Here is a 20,811-nt window from a genome sequence, read left to right as displayed (position 1 = left end):
CTTAAAACGGGCCGATCCCGAGTGCAGCGAGCACCCAGATGGCGAGAACGATGGCGAGGGCGTTGAGCACGACCCGCCACGTCAGCGCCAACAGGCCCCGGCCGAACACCAGGACGAGGACCACCAGGATCGCCGCCACGACGAGCGTCAGCGGCGAGCTGATCGGGCCGGCGAACAGCACCGCTGCGCTACCCGTCATCCTGCGTCGCGTCCTCGTACTCGACCTGCGTTCCGTTCGCGACGGGCTGGAGGAGGTACCGTTCCGTCTGGCCCCGACGAACGGGCGTGAAATCGCCCAGGAAGGTCGTCGTCTGGTCCTCGCGGATCTCGAACCGGTGCTTGAACTGGAGCGGCGCATTCCCGGGCGTCCCGACGTCGGCCTCGCCCCCGTCCTCGAGCACGCCCTCGACGCCCGTCACGTCGAGCTGGAGGAACTCGTAGGCCCCGGCCTCGAGCTCGCGTTCGTCGACCAGTTGCGTGTTCCCGTTCTGCAGTTGCACGAGGTCCGCCTCCTGGGGCTCGTCGAATTCGTGGTACTCGCGGCCATCACTTTCGTCGACGTCGCTTTCGTCCTGCTCGTCGACCGTCTCGTTCCCGTCTTGCTGGTCGTCGGTTTCGTTGTCCGTTGCTTCCGCGTCTTCGCCGTCGCTGCCGTCGCCGCTCGGTTTGACCCAGATTCCCTGGATCGTGACGATGCACGACTCGAAGTCAGCGATGTCTCCCGGCTGGTCCGTGACCTGCGTCGCGAGCGTCCCGGTCGCCGCGTTCGCGCCGGTACAGCCCGCCAGTCCGATCGTTCCCGCCGTTGCGATGCCTGCCGATTTGAGATACGTCCGTCGATTGAGTTCTGTCATAGGTTTGAATCCGTGTGATCTGGGTTCGATCTTCGTCCAGTTCGAGATGTCCGTTTCCGTGTGTTAGCTGCTCTGGGCTGCAGCGTCGCCGTCTCCGCCGTTTTCATCGTCACTGGTCTCCTCGCCGCTATCGTCGGATCGGCGGTCGCTCACCGACTCGCCGAGGGAATCGATCGATCCGTCGAGGAACGACTCGATCGCGTCGTGAATCTCGCTCACGTGATCGGGCACCTGTTCGGGAAGTCCGTCAGCCGGTCCGACGGTACCGGCCCGATCGTCAGCGGTGCCCGCGTTCTCGCTCGCGTTGGCTGTCTCGGTCGTGTCGTCGTCCGCCTCGCTCGCGTTCGCCGCCTCCGCTTCGCCGCTGTTCGCGTTCGATACGTCCGCGGGCGTCGCCGCGCCGACGGCGGTCAGGCCGCCGACCAACACCAGCGCCGCCATCGCCGCCGTGAGTAGCTTCGTTCCGTTCATCGCATCTGGTCCTTCTCGGACGACCACTTAATCCGGATAGTTGATAGCGACGAGTTTCGCCGATTTGGCCGCATTTACGCGGATATAACGGTTCCGTGGGTCCCAATTGGTGTCTCAAAATTCGTGCTGATACGGGCTCGCCAGAAGTGAACCTCGATCGGTCACCACACCGTCGAGGAATTGCCGAGACGCGGCGGTGGATCGGCGCTCGATCCGTCGATTACCCGTCCACCCGACCCGGTCGGCGTCCGAGTAGACCGGTCGGCGTCACATCTGGTCCCCCGAGACGACACCCACGTCCGTGTCTGGACCGCTCCCGTTTCGCAGCGACCGATTCGACCCGTCCATCGCGTCCCGTGGCCCGCTCCGATCGGCCGGATATCGATCCGGTATCGATGATTCCGGTGAGGAACTACGATCTCTCATCCGACCGCGATCGTTCGAACGAACCCGTCGGTAACTGCTCCCCCTTCCCGACGATCGGATCGCCCTCCGGTGTCAGTCGATACAGAGGTACGTACGGGTCGCCCCGACCCCCTCGAGCGGTCGAATCGATTCGGTAACCGTCTCGAGTATGTCGCGGGGCTCCTCGCCGGTCAACTCGACCATGATGTCGAAATCACCCGCGATGACGTGTGCCTCCGTGACGCCCGCGTCGTCGCGCAGGGACTGACACACCTCTTCGGTGGTTCCAGCTGCGGTGTCGAGCATCGCGTACGCGTCGACCATCTCACCCAGCTACGATCCCGTCCCGTAAAAAACGAAAGTGCGCCGCGATCGCCTCGCACTGCGAACGGCTCGTCGTCAGTCTCGGTTCAGCCGGCCGGTCCGTTAGCCGCTCGTCTCGAGTCGCTGGTCACTCGTTCCGTTTCCGTCCGTCCGGGATTCGTTGCCACCGGCACCCGATCCGCGGGAGGCGCGATCGTCGCCCATCGACTGTCCGACATCGTTACCGGCGATCGAACGGGCGATCGACGCCGTATCCGGCCCGCCGAGGTCACCGGCGCGGTCTCGCAGCGCCCGGATGGAATCGACGTCGACGCCGCGGTCGGCGAGCACGTCGTCGGGCAGTCCGGCCGCGGTCGTCTCGGCCGTCGCGGCCTGTCGCTCGATCGTTCGCATCTCGGCGGTGGTCTTCGCGACTTCCCCGCGATAGCGGCCCTCGCTGATCTCACCGGCCTCGCGGGACTCGTTTAACGTCTCGAGTCTGTCCTCGAGTTTCGCCAGGCGCGCTTCGCTTTCCTCGTACTGCTCGGCGACGACGGCGGCTTTCGTCTCGTCGGTCTCGGCGTTCGCGATCCTGACGCCGAAGGCGCGTTCCGAGACGTCGCCCTCGACCTCGGCGTTCTGGACGCCGACGGCGGCGGCGAACTGTTCGCCGGGTTCGATCGACTCGTTTCCGGATTCGGTATTGTCCTGGACGCTTCCGTTCGAGGCGACGCTCGCCGCGGCGAGCGGAACCGCGACCGTCGCGACGACGAGCATCACTGCCAGCGTGATCGACGTGGTTCGATTCATGGATGTCAATTGCTTCGTTGGGTAATATATACTCGAGACGATGACTTGGGTTCACCGACGGTTAACGCCATTCAACGCCGTTTTCGACCCGTCTCCGTCCGTCGGTTTCGGCGGTTTCGACCGATCCGGTCGCCCGCCCCGGCGAACGCGGTATCCGGCACCTCGAGTCACGCCGGTCCGTCACCGTCGGCCTCGTTCGTCCCTTCGCCGTCCTCGTCCGGCAGCGAGAGGACGTTCTCGCGACCCAGACGGAACGACTCGAGTTCGCCGTCCTCGCGGAGCCCGCTGACGACCTTGCTGGTCTTGGCGTCGGTCCAGTCGAGCTCCTCGACGACCGCCTGTTGTTTCATCCGACCGCCCTGGTTCCTGAGGAGCTGGAGGACCTGTTCCTCGTTGCTGAGCAGTTCGGTATCGACCGCCGCCGCGCTCGCGGCCGCCGAACCGTCTGCCGTCGGGGATACCGTCGCGGTGCCCGACGCGGCTCCCGACTCGGATCCGGAACCGGCCGCGGGCGCGTCCTCTCCGCCGGCCGCCTGCCCAGCCGTCGACTCGCGGTTGCGGTACCACCACGCACCGGTGGCGGCGAGTCCCGCGACGACGACCGCAGCTCCCGCGAGGGCCGCCGTACCGAGTCCGCCGCCGGCGGTAACGACGACGCGGGGCTCGCCGGAGACGAAATCGGTCTCGCCGCCCCGCCAGATCACCGCGCGCTCCCGTTCGTCGTCCGGCTCGGGCGTGACTGACGTCCGTTCGTATTCCGCCGGCCACTCGATCAACAACCGCGTGCCGTCGTCGAGGTAAATCCCCTCGATGGCGTCGCCGGCTCGGAGCTCGTCGCCGTCGACCGCTGCGAATCCGTCCCAGCGGAACGTGTACCTGACGACGCCGTACTCGCGAGCGAGCGACTGGCGCTCGGTCGTCACGGTGAACTCATCGGCGGACATCTCTCGGCCCGTCGCGTCGCTCGCCGCGCCGACCGTCTCGTCCATCCGGTCGGCGAGGTTCCGCGTGTAATTGTCGGGATCGTTTCGGATATCAGACTGCAGCGATTCGAACGCCGTCTCGCTCTCGTCGTCGTCCAGGTGAACCCAGAACTCGAGGGTCCACTCGGCGGTTCCGTTCGGCCGGACCGCGACGTCCATTCGGACCTCGTCCGCGTCGATCTGGTCCTGCTGGACCGCAAACGGGTTCGATTGTGATTGTGCAGTGGTCGTGGCCCCGGTGGCGGCTCCCACCGGTCCCGTTCCGAGGAGGAGTACCGCGACGACGACGGCCGTCAAGCGGACGCGACCGTTCATACGAATTCGTACTTGCAATCTCGCTTAAAACATGCGGAAGTCGTATATGGTGCTGTGTGGGCGCTATGGCGTCATATTCGACGATCTTTCTCAGAAAGAGTCAACCCGATGTCACTGTCCGGGTCCGTTCGATCCGGCTGCGTCACCACCGGGGGTGAGTCCTCGAACGACGTCACCCAGTGAGTCGACGGTGCCGCCGACGAAGTCGCTTATCGCCCCGAGAATATCGGAGACGAACTCCGGGACCGGCTCCGGCAGGTCGTCCGGGGGACCCTGTGCTGGCTGTGCCGTCGCAGCGCCCGTCGCGCCGACGAGGAGCGTCACCGCGATCGCGATCGTCAGTATCGTTTGTCTCTGCATCACGATCGATCGGTGACGGTCTGCCCCCATTAACTGGGTAGTCGATCGACTGGATTTTCGTCGATTTGCGCCGGATATCGATCGGACGCTCTCGACTGGCGCCAGCTATGCGCCGGGGACGCCGAACGCGCCGACTCCGAGCCCGAGGACGCTGTTGAGAACGAAGAGGATGCCGAGCGCTGCGAGCCAGGCGACGAGCCCGATGACCGCGGCCGTCCCCCAATCGCCGGGGTAGCGCCACTTGATGACCCAGACCCAGGCGATCAGTGCGACGATCGGACCGAGCAGCGGTATCCAGGAGGTCAGCGCCCAGGCGACGGCCCCGAGGAGACCCGTAATGACTGCGTGTGAATAGTCGTCGACGCCGACGACGAGCTTCGCGCTGATGAAAATTGCCAGCCCGCCGACAAGTAGTGCGACGAGGAAGGCAACGAGGGATCCGGTGAAAGGAGCCATTTCCTCCGTCTCTCTTTCCCCGACAGATATAGATTGTGTCATACTCGCCCGCTCCGTTTTCGACTGGTCTGCTCGAGCGAGGGTGGTCGTTACATGTCGTCTTCGGACTCGTTCTCGGTGCTGTTCTCGTCACTGTCGCTGTCCTCGTAGATGACTCGCGTTCCTTTCGCGACCGGTTGCAGGAGGTACCGATCCCGCTGTCCCTGACGAACGGGCGTGAAGTCGCCGACGAACGTGGTCCGCTGATCCTCTCGAATCTCGAAACGTTCCTTGAACTGCAGCGGCGCGTTTCCGGGCGTCGATACCTCGGCCTCGCCGCCCTCCTTCAGCTCTCCCGTGACGCCGGTGACGTCCAGCTGCAGGTACTCGTACTCCCGTACCGTCAGCTCTCGTTCGTCGACGAGCTGCGTGTTCTCTCCCTGCAGGTCGACGAGGTCGGCCTCCTGTGGCTCGTCGAATTCGTGATACTCCCTCCCATCGCCCTCGTCGACGTTCGACTCGTCCTGCTCGTCGGTCTCGCTGTCGTTCTCGGTCGCGTTCTCCTCGTCCGCAGAGCCGTCGTCCTCGTCGTCGCTGTCGTCTTCAGTGGTCGGTTTGATCCAGATTCCCTGAACCGTGACGACGCACGACTCGAAGTCGGCGATGTCGCCGGGCTGGTCGGTGATCTGCGTCCCGAGCGTACCGGTACCGGCCTCGCCGCCTTCGTTCCCGCCGAGACAACCACTGAGTCCAGCGGTACTACCTGCCACGGCACCGCCAGCTAGTTTGAGATAATCGCGTCGATCGACGCCGTCGATTGAATCCATTACGATTACCCGCAATCATCGCCGGCTGATATACCCCGGCGATGATCCGTCCGATTTTCCACCGTTGATTTCGTTTCTGTCAGTTCAATTCCGCCCTCAGCACCCGTATATTGACTAAAATAGTTCCAGCGTAGACAGGTAGTGAAATGGGAGGGGGCGCCCCGGCGGCCAGTCCGAGACGGTTTCAACAGAAGTGATCCCTGTGAAGGGGGTCGGCGAGGGACTGCATCAGTGGGAGGATCGTCGGTGATGGAGGGGTGCGTCAGCGGGGAACGCGTCAGCGGGGAGGTGATTCAGGCACCCGGTACGCCGAGTGCCGAGACCGAACCGATCCCGACCAACTCGAGGGCCGCGAGGACGACTACGGCGGCCGCCCAGGCGGTGATTCCGACTGCACCCGAGCGGATCCAGCCGAGCCGGTAGCGCCACTTGACGACGGCGACCCACGCGATGGCAGCCAGCACGCCGCCGAGCAGCGGGACCCACTCGAGGACGGCCCAGGCCAGCGCGCCGAGCAACGCAGTCAACACCGCGTGGGCGTAGTCGCGGGTGTCCGCGACGACGTGGGTGGCGGCGTGGAGGGCCACGCCGCCGACCAGCAGGCTGACGGCGAACGCCAGCAGCCGGTCCTCGAGCCCGATCGCCATCGACGGAGCGGGTGTGGGCATGGGAGTCAGTTATGCGTCGGTCTGTTCGTCGTCGGTGTCGTCTTCGTCGGTATCGTCAGCGTCTTCCTCGGTCTGCTCGTCGTCAGCGTCGCCTTCGTCGGTATCGTCAGCCTCGTCGCTTTCGTCGTCAGGCGTCACGTCACTGACGGCGTCGCCGAGCGAGCCGTCGAGGTCGTCGTTCAGGAACGACGAAATTCGGTCGTGAATTTGCGAGACGTGGTCGGGGACTTGCTCAGGGAGGTCGACGTTCGGTCCCTGTCCGCCGCGTTCGTCGGCACCGTTGGCGGCAGCGGCCCCGTTTTCACTTCGGTTCTGACCGTCGTCGGCCTGCTGGTCGTCGGCCGCGTGTTCGTTCGCGTGCTGTTCGTCGGGACTGTCCGCGTTCGCGTCCACGGACACGGGAGCGTTTCCGGGTGCTGCGGCGGCGAATCCGGTCGCCGCGATCAGTGCAGCGAGCGCGACTGCGATGAGCGTTGTTCGGTTCATAGCTTGCATCCGACTCTCGGTGGCCGGACGGTCTTGAAGGGGGGATGCCGTGAACCCGGTTTTCGCAAGTTTGAATCTATTTGACGGTCGTTTTCGTCGGTTTGTGTCCCGTTCAACGCGGATCGAACGTGGTCCCGTCCGTGCCGGTCAGTGGAACGGGCCGGGCGACGTCTCCGAGCGAACCGACGCAGTGCGCGCGCTTCGTCACAGGGAATCGCGAGGCCGACGATCCGCCTCACCATCCGGCGCGAGCACAACGGATTTCTCCACCGGCGAGAGTCATCGAGTATGGACACGACGACTGCCGAAATCGTGCTGTTCGACGGCGTCGACGAACTCGACGCGATCGGCCCCTACGAAGTCCTCGAGAACGGCGCCCGGGCCGGAGCCCCCCTCGAGACGCGGTTGGTCACGCTTGAGCCCGCCGATCTCGTAACGGCCAGTCACGGCCTCCGCGTCGAACCGGACGGAACCCTCGGCGAGCCCGATATCCTGCTCGTTCCCGGAGGCGGCTGGACCACCGATGACGGCGGCGTCCGGGCCGTCGTGAACGAGGGCGCGCTCGCGGACGCTGTCGCCGAGCGGTTCGCCAACGGCGCGACGATCGCTTCAGTCTGTACCGGTGCGATGGTCCTCGCGAACGCGGGCGTGCTCGAGGACCGGCCCGCGACCACCCACGCCGTCGCCATGGACGATCTCGAGGCCTACGCGACGACCGAGGCCGACGCGCGCGTGGTGGACGACGGCGACGTGCTCACCGCCGGCGGCGTGACCGCGGGGATCGATCTGGCGCTGTGGCTGCTCGAGCGCGAGTTCGGGCCGGAGATCGCCGCGGCGGTCGAGACGGAGATGGAGCACGAACGCCGCGGCGAGGTCGTCAGCTGAGCGGCGACGGACTCGAGCGCCTGCCAAACGGCTATACGGCGCCGTCGAATACGCCGCCGTACATGACCGCTGTACTGTTCGACATGGACGGCGTCCTGGTCGACAGCGAGGACTACTGGGTCGCGTTCCAGCGCGATGAGATCCTTCCCGCGACCGTCCCCGACGAAGACGTCGATCTCGCCGAGACGAGCGGAATGAACTTCCGCGAGATCTACGACTATCTCGACGAGGCGTACGGAACCGCGATCCCCCGCGAGGAGTTCGTCCAACGGTTCGACGAGGCTGCGGAGGAGATCTACACCGAACGCACCGAGTTACTGAATGGCCTCCACGATCTTCTGGCCGAACTGGACGACTGCGGCGTTCCAACGGCGCTCGTCTCCTCCTCACCGCACGACTGGATCGGCATGGTCCTCGAGCGCTTCGACCTCGAGGGACGGTTCGATCGCGTCATCAGTGCCGACGACATCGACGCGGCGAGCAAGCCGGCCCCTGACGTCTTCGAGCACGCGGCCGCCGAACTCGGAGTTCCGCCCGGGGAGTGCATCGTCGTCGAAGACTCGGCAAACGGGATCGAGGCAGCCGCTCGAGCGGGGACGACCGTCGTCGCCTATCGGATCGACGCCCACGGCGATATCGATCGGTCGTCGGCGGACGAGATCGTCGATTCGCCGACGGAGCTCCGCGATCGCGTACGCTCGTTGACGAAGAATCAGCACGCGTAGCGACCTCGAACCCGACGGAACCGTCTTTTGTGTTCTCTGTGAGAACGACTTCGAACGGTGCGGCTGCGGTGATGGCGGTCGCCCGCGACCCCCTACCGGACCCGAACCGTCCGACTCGCTTCGATCGGAATCAACGGCTCCTCGGGGAACGCCACGCTGATCGTATACTCGAGTTCGTCGGCGTCCGCACCGAACACCCCGACGGGGACGGTCTCCTCGTCCCGGAGGTACGCGTTCGTGGTCGTCATCTCCACGCCGTTGACGGTCACTCGGATGCCGGCGCGACCCGGTTCCCCGACGTTACGTACCGTGACTTCGCGGACCTCGTTCTCGCCCGTCGCGACGGTCTCGGGGAACCGCCCCCATTCGATTTCGATCGCGGGGAGCGACTGGGCGCCCTCGTAGACGCGTTCGGCGACCCCCTCCGAGAGTCCGGCGTCGACGAGCCCCGCGACGCCGGCCCCGATGACGTCGCCGGGGGTCGATAGCCCCTCTGTCGCGAGCTTGCTCGCTCGCCCGGCCCCGACGCCGTCGATGGCGGTCAGTCCGACCGCGTCCTCGGCGACGCCGTTCTCGATGCGGGCCTCGACCCGGCGCGCGAGGTTCGCGGCGTGGGGGCCGACGAACCGGTCGAGGAAGGCGCCGAGCGCCGACAGGAGCCGCGTCGCGTTCTGCCGGATGACCCACGCGTCGCTCCGGAGTTCCGACGGCGTCGTCCCGCTGGCCGCACTCCGGAGGATCGCGAGCACCTTCCGCTCGCCCGCCTCGAGGTCGTCCGTCTCCTCGCCGACGAGGACCGCGTCGATCGCGTCCCGTTCGTCCTGCCGGGCCGACACCGAGTCGAACTCCGCCGCGGTCGCGACCACTCGGAGCACGTCGTCGGTCGTCAGTTCGTCCCGCCCGTCGTCGCCGTCGTCGCCCTCGCTCTCGACGCGGTCGCACAGCGCTGCGAACCGGGCGGCGGTATCGAGCCTGAGGTAGTACTTCGAGGTCAACACGCCCCGCGGCGTCGCCTCGATCGAGAGTTCCTCGCCGGTCTCGACGAAGCCCCGCTCGACCAGCCCCTCGAGGCAGTCCCGCACCCGCTGGCGGAGGTTCGGGAAATCGTACTCGTCGGGTTTGGACTGGCCGCGGACGTAGTAGAAGGTCGTCTCGAGCCAGTCCATCACGTCCTCGAGGTCGGTGATCGTCCCCATCGCGATCTCGGCGTTGAGGTGGGTCTCGAGGCTCTCCGCGAGTCGAGATTCGATCTCCTTCCCGTCGCGGAGCAGCCGCCGGTACTTGTCCGCCTCGGCGTTGTCGCAGACGACCCAGCCGTAGCCGACGTCGTCGTAGCCCGGTCGGCCGGCGCGGCCGAGCATCTGGAGCACGTCCAGCGGACTCATGTCGACTTCGCCCTCGAGGGGGTCGTGGTGTTTCGTGTCCCGAATCACCACGCAGCGTGCGGGCAGGTTGACGCCCCAGGCCAGCGTCGAGGTCGAGAACAGCAGTTCGATGTGGCCCTCTTTGAACCACTCTTCGACGAGGTCGCGGTCGTTCTTCGAGAGTCCCGCGTGGTGGAAGGCGACGCCGTCGAGCACCGATTTGCGGAGCGTCGCGTCGTCGATCTCGTCTTTCGATTCGGTGTGGAAATCGTAGTCGCCGCGAGCGCCCATCGGGATGTCGCGCTCGGCGATCTCGTCGCGGGCCTTCTTGGCGGCCTGGACGGTATCCTGTCGGGAGGAGACGAAGACGAGCGACTGGCCGTCCTCCCGGAGGTGCGGCTCAGCGAGGTCAAGCGCCCGGTAGAGGCGGCGGTACTTGTCGGCGAAGGAGTTGTCGCCGTGGGTGTAGGTCCTGACGCCGGCGTTGAGTTCGACCGGCCGGTACTCCTCGCCGAACTCGAAGGTGGTCTCCTCGGGGGCGTCCAGCCACGCCGCGACGTCGCCGATGTTGGGCATCGTCGCCGAGAGCGCGACGATACGGGGGTCACAGAGCCGGCGCAGGCGGGAGATCGTCACCTCGAGCACCGATCCGCGCCGGTCCGCGTCCAGCAGGTGAACCTCGTCGATGACGCAGACGTCGATATCGGTGACGAAGTCGTAGCGTCGCGAATCGTGTTTGCGGGTCGCCGAGTCGAGCTTCTCGGGGGTCATCACGAGGATGTCCGCCCGGCGCGCACGGCGCGGGTTCAGATCGCGCTCGCCGGTGACGACGTAGACCGAGTAGTCCAGCTCCTCGAAGCGGTCCCAGTCGTCTTCCTTCTCGTTCGTGAGCGCTCGCATCGGGGCGATAAAGAGCGCGGTGCCCCCCTCCGCGAGCGACTTACAGATCGCCAGCTCCGCGAGCGCCGTCTTCCCCGAGGCGGTCGGCGCGCTCGCGACCACGTTGTCCTCGGACTCGAGTAGTGCGGGCAGTGCCTCGCGTTGCATCCGGTTGAACTCCTCGAAGGCGAACGCGTCGGCGAATTCGGGGAGAACCTCGGCGACCTCCATCACGCGGAAAGGGGAAGCGCCGAGTCAAAGGCGTTTCCTTCGAGGCGCAGTACCGCATCGACCGAATCGAGTCACACACCGATCGCGTAGATTGCTGGTCTCGCTCGCGGTTCCCGTCGAACCGCGCTGTCATCGCGCGATCGGCTGTGTGGTGACTGTCGGTGGCTCCTATCGCTCCCGGCTATTGAACGCGGTGGCGATCGCAGCCCCGGCGTTGCTGAACACCAGCGGGTAGATGATCCCTCCGAGCAGGATCGCGGGCACGAGGACCGGTGCGACTGAACTGCTCCCTTCGATTCCGAAGGTGGACCACTCGGCGCTGGATTCGGTGACGACTGCACCGATGCCCATGACCAGCGCGTACCCGATCGTTACCGGCGTCCCGACGATGATGGCCTCGCCGAGGTCGGTCGTGTTCCACCGGTAGGCCAGGAACGCGCCGACTGCGAGCAACGCGAGCGGCGGCAGGACGTACAGTATCCCGGCAGTCGAACTACTCGACTCGGCGATGAAGTTCACGGTGTCCGTCCCGCCGAACGATCCGAAACTCCCGGTGCTCTGGATGTCGACCATGTGGCCGTTATAGAAGTACCAGGCCACGGCCTTCCATTCGGCAACGTTCTCGCTGACGTTCTCACGGACCTCCCCACTGATCAGGAGGTACGTGAAGAGATAGCCGATCACGGCCGCGAAGACACCGAGTCCCGCACTCGCCGCGACTCTCGAGGCTCCCGGTACTCCGCTCTCTTCGGACGTTGCCATCTGTGAAGACATTGTAGAGAATCTAGAAGTGTGTTGATATAATGGGTCTTGTGGTTTAACCCCGAGTAATCCGTTCGGGAATCGATTCGTCCCCGAATAGTCTGCTCGACGGGGTGAGGTACCGATTTCGGGATTGAACGCTAGACGGCCCTCTCGTCGGTCGCGACGCTCTCGAGCTGGTCGCTGAGTCGGCTGCTGGCCCGGTCCGGCTGGGGAACGCGCTGGAAGACCAGTTCGGGATCGCCCGACCCGGCGGTGTAGACGGTCAGATCGCCGTAGCCCAGCAGGCGGCCGATCCCGGACTGGGACAGGCTGATGTTCTGGACGCGCTCGAGGCGAAACTGGGTGACGTTCCTCGAGACGATGCCCCGTTTCTTGTAGAGCTCCGAGGTAGTGATGACGTAGCGGGTGTTCGTCCAGACGAGATAGCGCGCGAACGCGAGGATCCCGCCGGCGACCGTCATGAGGACGCCGACGATCGTCAGCGGGCCGACGCCGTCCGTCCCGCTCCAGCCGGCGACGATGAAGCCGGCGAGCGCGAGTCCCACCCCGATCGGTAGGCCACCCCCCATCGTAACCGGGTGGGGACGGCTCTCCCAGACGACGTCCTCGTCGTCGCTGCTGTGAAACCAGTCGGGCGTCGAGCCGAGGGCCATCGGCCCAGCCTATTCCGTTCCCGTCCGTAAAGCTATCGGGGGAATGGGCCGGTTACCCGTCGTGACGCCTTCTTTCAGCCGTTCCGGTGGGCCGTCCCCGTTCCAACTGCGAGACGGACCGATGACCACCACGGTTTTTGACTGCGCGGCCCGATGAGGAGATATGAGCCGCGCGCGCAAGCCCGACTGGCTGAAGATGCGGCCGCCGTCGGGCCAGGAGTTCACCGACATCCGCGAGACGCTGCGCGATCGGAACCTGCACACCGTCTGCGAAGAGGCCAACTGCCCGAATCTGGGGGAGTGCTGGTCCGGCGGTGCCGGCACGGGCAACGGCGACGGCGGCACGGCCACGTTCATGCTGATGGGCGATCGCTGCTCCCGAGCCTGCAACTTCTGTGACGTCCAGACCGGTGGCATGGAGCCGCTCGATCCCGACGAGCCGGCGAACGTCGCCGACGCAGTCGCCGAGATCGGGCTCGATTACGTCGTCCTGACGAGCGTCGATCGGGACGACCTGCCCGACCAGGGCGCGAGCCACTTCGCGGAAACGATTCGCGAAATCAAGGACAGACATCCGGGCATTCTCGTCGAGGTCCTCATCCCCGACTTTCAGGGCGAGGAACGACTCGTCCGGAAGATCGTCGACGCCGATCCGGACGTGATCGCCCACAACGTCGAGACCGTCGAACGGCTTCAATTCCCCGTTCGGGACCGCCGCGCCGGCTACGACCAGTCCCTCTCGGTGCTCGAACAGGTCGACCGCGAAAGCGACATTTACACCAAGACCTCGGTCATGCTCGGTCACGGCGAGTACGACCACGAGGTCTACCAGACGCTGGCCGACTGCCGCGAGCGCGGCGTCGACATCGTCACGCTCGGGCAGTACCTGCGGCCGTCGCGGGATCACCTCGAGGTACAGCGCTACGACCCGCCGGACAAGTACGAGACGTGGCGTCGGGTCGCCGAGGAGGAGTTAGGGTTCCTCTACTGTGCCAGCGGGCCGATGGTGCGTTCGTCGTACAAAGCCGGCGAGTTATTCGTCGATGCGGTCCTTCGGGAGGGGAAGAGCGTTACAGAGGCGAGAGCCGACGCGCGTCGAACGCAGCCCCGACAGACCGAATCCTGACCGGGCGGTGCCCCTCCTCGGTCCGTCTCTTCTCGACCGTCGATATATTACAAGAGAATTCCACTTTCGTCCAATCGCTCCTTCGCACGGAGCGTGATATTCGACGAATGCGAAGAAACAACCATTTCGACACACTTCTACCCAAAACCGTCTACCGTCGCATAGTAGTTCTGCGACTGATTGGCAAGAATCTCATTGATAGTAAACTATTTGGGAAACTCCTTTACCCTGAGCGATAGTTACCCCGAGTATGTACAGGTGGGTCTTCCCGTGAGTACGCTACAGCGCGATCCCCAGGAACGAGTACAGGTGCTCGACGAGGCGGGTCGGGTCCGAGAGGGTGCCGACGTGCCGGACCTCTCCGAAGACCGGCTCGTCGAGATGTACGAACAGATGCGGCTCGTGCGCCGGTTCGACGAGCGAGCCGTCAGCCTCCAGCGGCAGGGGCGGATGGGTACCTATCCGCCGCTGTCCGGCCAGGAGGGCGCACAGGTCGGCAGCGCCCACGCGCTCGCGGAAGACGACTGGGTCTTCCCGAGTTACCGCGAACACGGCGTCGGGCTGGTTCGCGGGCTCTCGCTCGAGCGAACCCTCTTATACTGGATGGGCCACGAACAGGGCAACTACGTGCCCGAGGACGTCAACATCTTCTCGGTCGCCGTTCCCATCGCGACGCAGATCCCCCACGCGACCGGGGCGGCCTGGGCATCGAAACTCCGCGACGAGGAGAAGGCCTTCATCTGTTACTTCGGCGACGGCGCGACCTCCGAGGGTGACTTCCACGAGGGCCTGAACTTCGCGGGCGTCTTCGACACCCCGAACGTCTTCTTCTGTAACAACAACCAGTGGGCCATCTCGGTGCCCCGCGAGCGGCAGACGGCCAGTGCGACCCTCGCCCAGAAGGCCACCGCCTACGGGTTCGAGGGCGTCCAGGTCGACGGCATGGACCCGCTGGCGGTGTACAAAGTCACCAGGGAGGCGGTCGAGAAGGCGAAAGACCCCGACGAAGACGAACTGCGGCCGACGCTGATCGAGGCGGTCCAGTACCGGTTCGGGGCTCACACCACTGCCGACGATCCGTCCGTCTACCGGGACGACGAGGAGGTCGAACGCTGGAAACAGAAGGACCCGATCCCGCGCCTCGAGACGTATCTGCGGTCGAACGGGATCCTCTACGAGGAGCGAATCGACGCGATCGAATCCCGGATCGAGGAGACGGTCGCCGACGCCGTCGATTCGGCCGAATCGGTCGAACGCCCCGATCCCGAGGAAATCTTCGCACACGTGTACGAGGGGATGCCCAAACGGTTACGGCGACAGCTCGAGTACTTCGAATCGATCCGGGAGGATTACGGCGACGACGCGTTACTGGAGGGATAACATGGCTGCAGAATCAGGATCAGAGAACCTCACGCTGGTACAGGCGGTGCGGGACGGATTGCACACGGAGATGGAACGCGACGACGACGTCGTCGTCATGGGCGAAGACGTCGGCAAGAACGGCGGCGTCTTCCGCGCGACCGAAGGGCTCTACGACGAGTTCGGCGGGGATCGCGTCATCGACACGCCGCTCGCGGAGTCCGGTATCGTCGGAACGGCGATCGGGATGGCCGCCTACGGCATGCGGCCGGTGCCCGAGATGCAGTTCCTGGGCTTCATCTACCCCGCGTTCGATCAGATCGTCTCGCACGCGGCGCGCCTGCGAACGCGCTCCCGCGGCCGATACACGTGTCCGATGGTCATCCGGGCCCCCTACGGCGGCGGGATCCGCGCGCCGGAACACCACTCCGAGTCGACGGAGGCGATGTTCGTCCACCAGCCCGGACTCAAGGTCGTCATCCCCTCGACCCCCTACGACACCAAGGGGCTGCTGGCCAGCGCCATTCGGAGTCCGGACCCGGTGATCTTCCTCGAGCCGAAGCTCATCTATCGGGCCTTCCGCGAGGAAGTGCCGGACGAATCCTACGAGGTACCGATCGGCGAGGCGGCCGTCCGCCGCGAGGGGAGCGACATTTCGGTCTTCACGTGGGGCGCGATGACCCGGCCGACGCTCGAGGCGGCGGAGAACCTCGCGGGCGAGATCGACGTCGAGGTCGTCGATCTGCGAACGGTGTCGCCGCTCGACGAGGAGACGATCGTCGAATCGTTCAAGAAGACCGGCCGCGCGGCGGTCGTCCACGAGGCACCCAAGACGGGCGGTCTCGGTGCCGAAATCGCCGCCACCATCCAGGAGGAAGCGCTCCTGTACCAGGAAGCGCCGGTCGAGCGCATCACGGGCTTCGACACGCCGTTCCCGCTGTACGCGCTCGAGGACTACTACCTGCCCGAGCCGGCGCGCATCGAGGACGGGATTCGAGACGCCGTGGAGTTCTAACATGGTCCGAGAGTTCGAACTACCGGACGTCGGTGAAGGGGTCGCTGAGGGCGAGCTGGTCTCGTGGCTGGTCGAGGAAGGCGAGACGGTCTCCGAGGACCAGCCGGTCGCGGAGGTTGAGACGGACAAGGCGCTCGTGGAGGTCCCTGCACCGGTCGACGGGACGGTCCGCGAACTGCACGTCGAGGAGGGCGAGATGGTCCCGGTCGGGACGGTGATCATCTCGTTCAACGTGGAAGGCGAAGCGGACGAGGAACCGACGCCCGACGAAACGGGGGAGCGGGCGAGCGAGCCCGACGGCGTCGATGCGTCCGAAACGGCGACCGAGACCGGAGACGGGGATGGCGAACCCGCCGGCAGTCCCGGTGCGACCGGTGCCGAGGCTGACGAGGTCGAGGCGCCCGAGGGTCGGATCTTCGCGCCCCCGCGCGTGCGACGGATGGCGCGCGAGGAGGGGATCGACCTCTCGAGTATCGAGGGCAGCGGCCCCGGCGGCCGGATCACCGCGGCCGACGTGCAGGCGGTCGCGAGCGGCGGAGCCGCCGCCGGCGCGCAGGCCCAGCCCTCCGCTGAGACGGAACCGGCGGCCGAATCCGTGCCGTCGAGAGCCGACGGCTCGAGCGAGACGAGCGCTGGTGGAGACGAACCGTCAGCGCAAGTCGAGGGCTCGAGTCCGAGCGAATCGACGTCCGAGCCACCGGCACGGGTCGATTCCGCAGACCGCGACAGGACGCTCGCCGCGCCAGCCACCCGGCGACTCGCCGAGGAGGAAGGCGTCGATATCGACGCAGTCCCGGCCACCGAGGAGCGCGACGGCGAGGCGTTCGTCACGCCCGACGCGGTCCGGGAGTACGCCGAGGTGCAGCGACGGGCGCAGGAAGCGGACAGGGAGGCGGCCGAAGCCGGCGAGCAGGTCGGAACGAAGGGAACGGAGTTCGCCGAGGGCGAACGCGAACGCCGGGAGCCGTTCCGGGGCGTCCGCAAGCGCATCGCCGAGGCGATGGTCGAGTCGAAGTACAGCGCCCCACACGTCACCCACCACGACGAGGTCGACGTGACGGCACTCGTCGACGCCCGCGACGACCTCAAACCGCGCGCCGAGGAGCGCGGGATCCGGCTGACCTACATGCCGTTCATCATGAAAGCCGTCGTCGCGGCGCTGAAGGAATTCCCCGAGATGAACGCGGTCATCGACGAGGAACACGACGAGATCGTCTACCGCGATTACTACAACATCGGCGTCGCGACCGCGACCGACGTCGGACTGATGGTCCCGGTGGTCGAGGACGCCGATCGGAAGGGACTGTTGCAGCTCTCCTCGGAGATGAACGAGGTCGTCCAGAAGGCCCGCGACCGAACGATCAGTCCCGGCGAACTGCAGGGATCGACGTTCACGATCACCAACGTCGGCGGCATCGGCGGCGAGTATGCGACGCCGATCATCAACTACCCCGAAGCGGGGATCCTCGCGATCGGCGAGATAAAGCGCAAACCGCGCGTCGTAACCGACGACGACGGGACCGAGTCGATCGAACCGCGGTCCGTGATGACGCTCTCTCTGTCGTTCGACCACCGGCTGATCGACGGCGCCGTCGGTGCGCAGTTTACGAACACTGTCATGGAGTACCTCGAGAACCCGAGCCTCCTATTGCTCGAGTGATCGAACAAGAAGCTACCGAACATGAGCGCAACACTATTACACACGATTGAGGTGGATGACTGATGGTCGTCGGAGACGTCACCACCGGCACGGACGTACTGGTTATCGGTGCAGGCCCCGCCGGCTACGTGGCCGCGATCCGCGCGGGCCAGCTCGATCTCGACGTCACGCTCGTCGAGAAAGACGCCTACGGCGGAACCTGCCTGAACTATGGCTGTATTCCCTCGAAGGCACTGATCACCGCCACCGACGTCGCACACGAGGCGGCTACCGCCGAGGAGATGGGCATTCACGCCGATCCGGCGATCGATCTCGCCGGAATGATGGACTGGAAAGACGGCGTCGTCGACCAGCTCACCGGCGGCGTCGAGAAACTCTGCAAGGCGAATCAGGTCAACCTCCTCGAGGGCACGGCCCGCTTCGCGGACGACCACACCGCCCGCGTCTCCCACAGCGGTGACGGACAGGGCTCGGAAACGCTCGAGTTCGAACACGCGGTCATCGCGACCGGCTCGCGCCCGATTCAGATCCCGAACTTCGAGTACGCCGACGAGCCCGTCCTCGACTCGAAAGGGGCGCTCGCACTCGAGTCGGTTCCGGACTCGCTCGTCGTCGTCGGCGCGGGGTACATCGGGATGGAGCTCGCGGGCGTCTACGCCAAACTCGGGACCGACGTGACCGTCGTCGAAATGCTCGACTCGATCCTTCCCGGGTACGACGACGATCTCAAACGCCCAGTGAAGCAACGGGCGAACGATCTAGGGATCGACTTCGAGTTCGGCTACACGGCATCGAACTGGCACGACCGTGACGACGGGGGTATCCGCGTCGTCGCCGAACCCGCGGATCGGGCCGCTGCCGACGGTGGAAGTGCGGAACCCGTCGAAGACGAACGCCTCGAGCTCGACGCCGAGAAGGTACTTGTAGCTGTCGGGCGTCAACCGGTTTCCGACACGCTCGATCTCGAGGCCGCCGGCGTCGAGACCGACGACCGCGGCTTCATCGACACCGACTCGCGTGCGCGCACGAACGTCGACCACATCTACGCCGTCGGCGACGTCGCCGGCGAACCGATGCTCGCTCACAAGGGCAGCACGGAGGGCCAGGTCGCGGCCGAGGTGATCGCCGGCGAACCCGCGGCGATCGACTACCAGGCCATGCCCGCAGCCGTCTTCACCGACCCTGAAATCGGCACCGTCGGCATGACCGAATCCGACGCCGAGGAGGCCGGCTTCGAGACCGTCGTCGGACAGTTCCCGTTCCGGGCCAGCGGCCGCGCGCTCACGACGGGCGAGTCCGACGGCTTCGTCAAAATCGTCGCCGACGAGGCGGACGGCTACGTCCTCGGCGCTTCCATCGTCGGCCCCGAAGCCTCCGAGCTGATCGCCGAACTCGGCCTCGCGATCGAACTCGGAGCGACGCTCGAGGACGTCGCCGCGACGGTCCACACCCACCCGACGCTGTCGGAGTCCGTCATGGAAGCCGCCGAAAACGCACTCGGGCACGCGATTCACACGCTGAACCGGTAATCCGTATTCTCTGTTTATTGCACGTACAGCGAGTACGCGATCACGAGGAAGCCGGCCAGGACGAGCAGGCTCTCGAGCAAAATCCCGGTCACGAGGTGTAGCTGAAACACCTCGGTGAGCATCCCGGCGAGCACCAACCCGAGTGTGACGAGCCCGAACCCGAGCGCGAGATAGCCCAGTGCCGGTTGTCTCGTCCGACGGTACGCTTTGAACGCGAAATACGTGATGACGCCCCCGACGACGAGAACGAGCGTTTTGACGACTGCGAGAGCGAGTGCCATCTCCGTCGGGCCTGCTGGAAGCGGATTCATGTTTCCTTTCGTACCTCCGACCACAGTTCCGCGAGCCGTTCGTCCGCAGTTCGGGCCGGCCGCTCGATCTCGACCGCGAGCTCTCGATTCTCGTCCAGTCCGAGCGTGATTTCGTCGAACGCGATCGAATACTTGCTCGCGTGATGCCCGTCCTGTCGAATCTCGGTCGATTCCTCGAGCAGCGTCGACTCGGTCAACACCTCGAGTTTCCGGTACAGCGTCGACTGCGGGATCTCACACCGCTTCGATAGCTCCGAGGCCGTCAGTGGCTCCTCGAGAGTCCGAATTATCTCACGACAGTCGGGATCGTCCAGCGCAGAGCAGATCTCCTCTGCGGACGGCGTCGACTCCGAAGCGAACGGGTCCCGGACCATTCGTCTCCCTCTTACGACGCACGTGGTTTATCGGCATCGATGCATCCCCCGCCGTACCGACCCGCGATACGAAGGCTTCTTGCGCGTACACGCTCGAGTGCGAGCACGCGGGTATCATTCGGTCCGACTCCCTACAAGGGCGGGATGACCGGCCGACCTCCGCCCGCGTGACATTTTCACTTCGACGTCTCGACGAGCTCGAGGAGCTGTTACATTTATTACCGTCATCCTCGCCACATTCTCGTGGAAAAACGTGCCATGGTACCGGGTTTCGATACCGATCTGGTCCGACGGCCTTATATGTGAACCGGGCATTCGATTGTAATGCGAACGACGTGGCGCACACCGCCACGTTCCCTCCGGCCGCAACCCGGCGCGGAGGGAGGCATCATATCCACCCTCGAACGTTCCGTCGGTTCGTTCCGACGGCCTTATACGAGTACGAGGGCTCCACTATGGATGTGTTCGTGGCCGGTGATACCGGCTTCGACGATCCGGAGCCCTTATACGTGCTTGGGCGTTCAGTTGTGATCGTACACCACCTCGCCGGATGCGGTTTTCGGCGTGGTGGCGATCCGACGCCCTTATATGTACGAGGGCATTCGGATGTGAACACGAAGAACGTGTGATCGGCGGGACGTTCAACTCGTCCCGTCATCTCGGATAGGTCGAACCCGAAGGGGTTTTGTACCCCTGACGGCGTAGGACTATATCCGCAAGAGATGAGGATTCCACCCCTGCGGTCCGCCGTACAGATGGGATCTGATGTTAGCCTTGGTAGTTCGGTGACGCCCGATCGGTCGGCGATCATCGCGTCATCGAACGTGGACCATTATGTGTGAGTGTGTACGAACATTCACCGCCAACAGACCCTCCCCTCACGGGGAGTACATATAGCATTCCGGTTGATCCTGCCGGAGGTCATTGCTATTGGAGTCCGATTTAGCCATGCTAGTTGCACGAGTTTAGACTCGTAGCAGATAGCTCAGTAACACGTGGCCAAACTGCCCTATGGATC

Annotated in this window: 23 protein-coding genes and 1 rRNA gene; 8 read left to right on the top strand and 16 right to left on the bottom strand. The window is 65.3% G+C overall.

What is annotated here, in order from left to right:
- Window position 1: 1 nt before the first annotated feature.
- The 11 genes from NDI89_RS16510 to NDI89_RS16460 all read right to left on the bottom strand — a co-directional run bounded on the left by NDI89_RS16510 (window position 2) and on the right by NDI89_RS16460 (window position 6,917).
- Window positions 2–199: a hypothetical protein gene (locus NDI89_RS16510; RefSeq protein ID WP_277523026.1), complete on the bottom strand. Its 198-nt coding sequence runs from the start codon at window positions 197–199 to the stop codon at window positions 2–4.
- Complete coding sequence (locus NDI89_RS16505) at window positions 189–854, bottom strand: DUF4382 domain-containing protein (RefSeq protein WP_277523024.1); 666 nt, start codon at window positions 852–854, stop codon at window positions 189–191. Before NDI89_RS16505 ends, NDI89_RS16510 begins: the two co-directional genes overlap by 11 nt.
- Before the next feature lie 63 nt (window positions 855–917).
- Window positions 918–1,325, bottom strand: a complete 408-nt coding sequence (locus tag NDI89_RS16500; protein WP_277523022.1) for a hypothetical protein — start codon at window positions 1,323–1,325, stop codon at window positions 918–920.
- Between the two features lie 498 nt (window positions 1,326–1,823).
- A complete protein-coding gene (locus NDI89_RS16495) occupies window positions 1,824–2,054 on the bottom strand; it encodes an Lrp/AsnC ligand binding domain-containing protein (RefSeq protein WP_277523020.1) in 231 nt (76 codons plus the stop codon).
- Window positions 2,055–2,156: 102 nt separating this feature from the next.
- Window positions 2,157–2,843, bottom strand: a complete 687-nt coding sequence (locus tag NDI89_RS16490) for a DUF7096 domain-containing protein (protein ID WP_277523018.1) — start codon at window positions 2,841–2,843, stop codon at window positions 2,157–2,159.
- A 167-nt stretch (window positions 2,844–3,010) separates the two neighbouring features.
- On the bottom strand, window positions 3,011–4,141 hold the full coding sequence (locus NDI89_RS16485) for a DUF7345 domain-containing protein (RefSeq protein ID WP_277523015.1): 1,131 nt from the start codon (window positions 4,139–4,141) through the stop codon (window positions 3,011–3,013).
- Window positions 4,142–4,252: 111 nt separating this feature from the next.
- The gene (locus tag NDI89_RS16480) at window positions 4,253–4,501 is read right to left on the bottom strand and encodes a hypothetical protein (RefSeq protein WP_277523013.1); all 249 of its coding nucleotides are present in this window, start codon (window positions 4,499–4,501) and stop codon (window positions 4,253–4,255) included.
- 105 nt (window positions 4,502–4,606) lie between these two features.
- Window positions 4,607–4,957, bottom strand: a complete 351-nt coding sequence (locus tag NDI89_RS16475) for a hypothetical protein (protein ID WP_226004612.1) — start codon at window positions 4,955–4,957, stop codon at window positions 4,607–4,609.
- Between the two features lie 89 nt (window positions 4,958–5,046).
- Window positions 5,047–5,763: a DUF4382 domain-containing protein gene (locus tag NDI89_RS16470; protein WP_277523010.1), complete on the bottom strand. Its 717-nt coding sequence runs from the start codon at window positions 5,761–5,763 to the stop codon at window positions 5,047–5,049.
- A 293-nt stretch (window positions 5,764–6,056) separates the two neighbouring features.
- A complete protein-coding gene (locus NDI89_RS16465) occupies window positions 6,057–6,431 on the bottom strand; it encodes a hypothetical protein (protein ID WP_277523008.1) in 375 nt (124 codons plus the stop codon).
- A gap of 9 nt (window positions 6,432–6,440) precedes the next feature.
- Window positions 6,441–6,917 (bottom strand): hypothetical protein, encoded by a 477-nt coding sequence (locus NDI89_RS16460; protein ID WP_277523006.1) that lies wholly within the window; start codon window positions 6,915–6,917, stop codon window positions 6,441–6,443.
- Window positions 6,918–7,205: 288 nt separating this feature from the next.
- Between NDI89_RS16460 and NDI89_RS16455 the strand changes: the two genes are divergently transcribed.
- Entirely contained in the window at window positions 7,206–7,802 is a 597-nt protein-coding gene (locus NDI89_RS16455) for a DJ-1/PfpI family protein (RefSeq protein ID WP_277523004.1), read from the top strand.
- Between the two features lie 62 nt (window positions 7,803–7,864).
- Window positions 7,865–8,527: an HAD family hydrolase gene (locus NDI89_RS16450; protein ID WP_277523002.1), complete on the top strand. Its 663-nt coding sequence runs from the start codon at window positions 7,865–7,867 to the stop codon at window positions 8,525–8,527.
- A gap of 92 nt (window positions 8,528–8,619) precedes the next feature.
- On the opposite strand, the gene NDI89_RS16445 is transcribed toward NDI89_RS16450, so the two are convergent.
- From NDI89_RS16445 to NDI89_RS16435, 3 genes are all read right to left on the bottom strand, one after another.
- A complete protein-coding gene (locus NDI89_RS16445; RefSeq protein WP_277523000.1) occupies window positions 8,620–11,001 on the bottom strand; it encodes a DEAD/DEAH box helicase in 2,382 nt (793 codons plus the stop codon).
- 168 nt (window positions 11,002–11,169) lie between these two features.
- A complete protein-coding gene (locus NDI89_RS16440; RefSeq protein ID WP_277522999.1) occupies window positions 11,170–11,775 on the bottom strand; it encodes a DUF7978 family protein in 606 nt (201 codons plus the stop codon).
- A 128-nt stretch (window positions 11,776–11,903) separates the two neighbouring features.
- The gene (locus NDI89_RS16435) at window positions 11,904–12,419 is read right to left on the bottom strand and encodes a PH domain-containing protein (RefSeq protein ID WP_277522997.1); all 516 of its coding nucleotides are present in this window, start codon (window positions 12,417–12,419) and stop codon (window positions 11,904–11,906) included.
- Window positions 12,420–12,582: 163 nt separating this feature from the next.
- Here NDI89_RS16435 and lipA point away from each other — a divergent pair, with 163 nt between their 5' ends.
- From lipA to lpdA, 5 genes are all read left to right on the top strand, one after another.
- Window positions 12,583–13,545, top strand: coding sequence for a lipoyl synthase (lipA, locus tag NDI89_RS16430; RefSeq protein WP_277522995.1), 963 nt, complete (start codon window positions 12,583–12,585; stop codon window positions 13,543–13,545).
- A gap of 270 nt (window positions 13,546–13,815) precedes the next feature.
- Complete coding sequence (gene pdhA / locus NDI89_RS16425; protein WP_277522993.1) at window positions 13,816–14,925, top strand: pyruvate dehydrogenase (acetyl-transferring) E1 component subunit alpha; 1,110 nt, start codon at window positions 13,816–13,818, stop codon at window positions 14,923–14,925.
- 1 nt (window position 14,926) lies between these two features.
- A complete protein-coding gene (locus NDI89_RS16420) occupies window positions 14,927–15,919 on the top strand; it encodes an alpha-ketoacid dehydrogenase subunit beta (RefSeq protein WP_277522991.1) in 993 nt (330 codons plus the stop codon).
- Between the two features lies 1 nt (window position 15,920).
- Window positions 15,921–17,579: a 2-oxo acid dehydrogenase subunit E2 gene (locus tag NDI89_RS16415; RefSeq protein ID WP_277522988.1), complete on the top strand. Its 1,659-nt coding sequence runs from the start codon at window positions 15,921–15,923 to the stop codon at window positions 17,577–17,579.
- 62 nt (window positions 17,580–17,641) lie between these two features.
- The gene (gene lpdA / locus NDI89_RS16410) at window positions 17,642–19,108 is read left to right on the top strand and encodes a dihydrolipoyl dehydrogenase (protein ID WP_277522986.1); all 1,467 of its coding nucleotides are present in this window, start codon (window positions 17,642–17,644) and stop codon (window positions 19,106–19,108) included.
- A 14-nt stretch (window positions 19,109–19,122) separates the two neighbouring features.
- On the opposite strand, the gene NDI89_RS16405 is transcribed toward lpdA, so the two are convergent.
- The gene (locus NDI89_RS16405) at window positions 19,123–19,419 is read right to left on the bottom strand and encodes a DUF7521 family protein (protein WP_226004594.1); all 297 of its coding nucleotides are present in this window, start codon (window positions 19,417–19,419) and stop codon (window positions 19,123–19,125) included.
- A complete protein-coding gene (locus tag NDI89_RS16400; protein WP_226004593.1) occupies window positions 19,416–19,793 on the bottom strand; it encodes an ArsR/SmtB family transcription factor in 378 nt (125 codons plus the stop codon). The genes NDI89_RS16405 and NDI89_RS16400 overlap by 4 nt, the downstream gene beginning before the upstream one ends.
- An 898-nt stretch (window positions 19,794–20,691) precedes the next feature.
- Between NDI89_RS16400 and NDI89_RS16395 the strand changes: the two genes are divergently transcribed.
- A 16S ribosomal RNA gene (locus tag NDI89_RS16395) occupies window positions 20,692–20,811 on the top strand; the annotation flags it as partial.

The organism is Natrinema salsiterrestre, assembly GCF_029502005.1.
GTDB classification, from domain to species: domain Archaea; phylum Halobacteriota; class Halobacteria; order Halobacteriales; family Natrialbaceae; genus Natrinema; species Natrinema salsiterrestre.
Note: the sequence above shows the minus strand (reverse complement) of the source record. Positions and strands in the feature narration are given on the sequence as shown.

Excerpts from the sequence above, each read along its gene's own strand:
- NDI89_RS16450 (WP_277523002.1), top strand. The coding sequence starts at position 7,865 with ATGACCGCTGTACTGTTCGACATGGACGGCGTCCTGGTCGACAGCGAG.
- lpdA (WP_277522986.1), top strand. The coding sequence starts at position 17,642 with ATGGTCGTCGGAGACGTCACCACCGGCACGGACGTACTGGTTATCGGT.
- NDI89_RS16440 (WP_277522999.1), bottom strand. The coding sequence starts at position 11,775 with ATGTCTTCACAGATGGCAACGTCCGAAGAGAGCGGAGTACCGGGAGCC.
- NDI89_RS16460 (WP_277523006.1), bottom strand. The coding sequence starts at position 6,917 with ATGAACCGAACAACGCTCATCGCAGTCGCGCTCGCTGCACTGATCGCG.
- NDI89_RS16480 (WP_277523013.1), bottom strand. The coding sequence starts at position 4,501 with ATGCAGAGACAAACGATACTGACGATCGCGATCGCGGTGACGCTCCTC.
- NDI89_RS16445 (WP_277523000.1), bottom strand. The coding sequence starts at position 11,001 with ATGGAGGTCGCCGAGGTTCTCCCCGAATTCGCCGACGCGTTCGCCTTC.
- NDI89_RS16405 (WP_226004594.1), bottom strand. The coding sequence starts at position 19,419 with ATGAATCCGCTTCCAGCAGGCCCGACGGAGATGGCACTCGCTCTCGCA.
- NDI89_RS16475 (WP_226004612.1), bottom strand. The coding sequence starts at position 4,957 with ATGGCTCCTTTCACCGGATCCCTCGTTGCCTTCCTCGTCGCACTACTT.
- NDI89_RS16415 (WP_277522988.1), top strand. The coding sequence starts at position 15,921 with ATGGTCCGAGAGTTCGAACTACCGGACGTCGGTGAAGGGGTCGCTGAG.
- NDI89_RS16505 (WP_277523024.1), bottom strand. The coding sequence starts at position 854 with ATGACAGAACTCAATCGACGGACGTATCTCAAATCGGCAGGCATCGCA.
- NDI89_RS16485 (WP_277523015.1), bottom strand. The coding sequence starts at position 4,141 with ATGAACGGTCGCGTCCGCTTGACGGCCGTCGTCGTCGCGGTACTCCTC.
- NDI89_RS16435 (WP_277522997.1), bottom strand. The coding sequence starts at position 12,419 with ATGGCCCTCGGCTCGACGCCCGACTGGTTTCACAGCAGCGACGACGAG.
- NDI89_RS16495 (WP_277523020.1), bottom strand. The coding sequence starts at position 2,054 with ATGGTCGACGCGTACGCGATGCTCGACACCGCAGCTGGAACCACCGAA.
- NDI89_RS16470 (WP_277523010.1), bottom strand. The coding sequence starts at position 5,763 with ATGGATTCAATCGACGGCGTCGATCGACGCGATTATCTCAAACTAGCT.
- NDI89_RS16465 (WP_277523008.1), bottom strand. The coding sequence starts at position 6,431 with ATGCCCACACCCGCTCCGTCGATGGCGATCGGGCTCGAGGACCGGCTG.
- lipA (WP_277522995.1), top strand. The coding sequence starts at position 12,583 with ATGAGCCGCGCGCGCAAGCCCGACTGGCTGAAGATGCGGCCGCCGTCG.
- NDI89_RS16490 (WP_277523018.1), bottom strand. The coding sequence starts at position 2,843 with ATGAATCGAACCACGTCGATCACGCTGGCAGTGATGCTCGTCGTCGCG.
- NDI89_RS16500 (WP_277523022.1), bottom strand. The coding sequence starts at position 1,325 with ATGAACGGAACGAAGCTACTCACGGCGGCGATGGCGGCGCTGGTGTTG.
- NDI89_RS16400 (WP_226004593.1), bottom strand. The coding sequence starts at position 19,793 with ATGGTCCGGGACCCGTTCGCTTCGGAGTCGACGCCGTCCGCAGAGGAG.
- NDI89_RS16455 (WP_277523004.1), top strand. The coding sequence starts at position 7,206 with ATGGACACGACGACTGCCGAAATCGTGCTGTTCGACGGCGTCGACGAA.
- NDI89_RS16420 (WP_277522991.1), top strand. The coding sequence starts at position 14,927 with ATGGCTGCAGAATCAGGATCAGAGAACCTCACGCTGGTACAGGCGGTG.
- NDI89_RS16510 (WP_277523026.1), bottom strand. The coding sequence starts at position 199 with ATGACGGGTAGCGCAGCGGTGCTGTTCGCCGGCCCGATCAGCTCGCCG.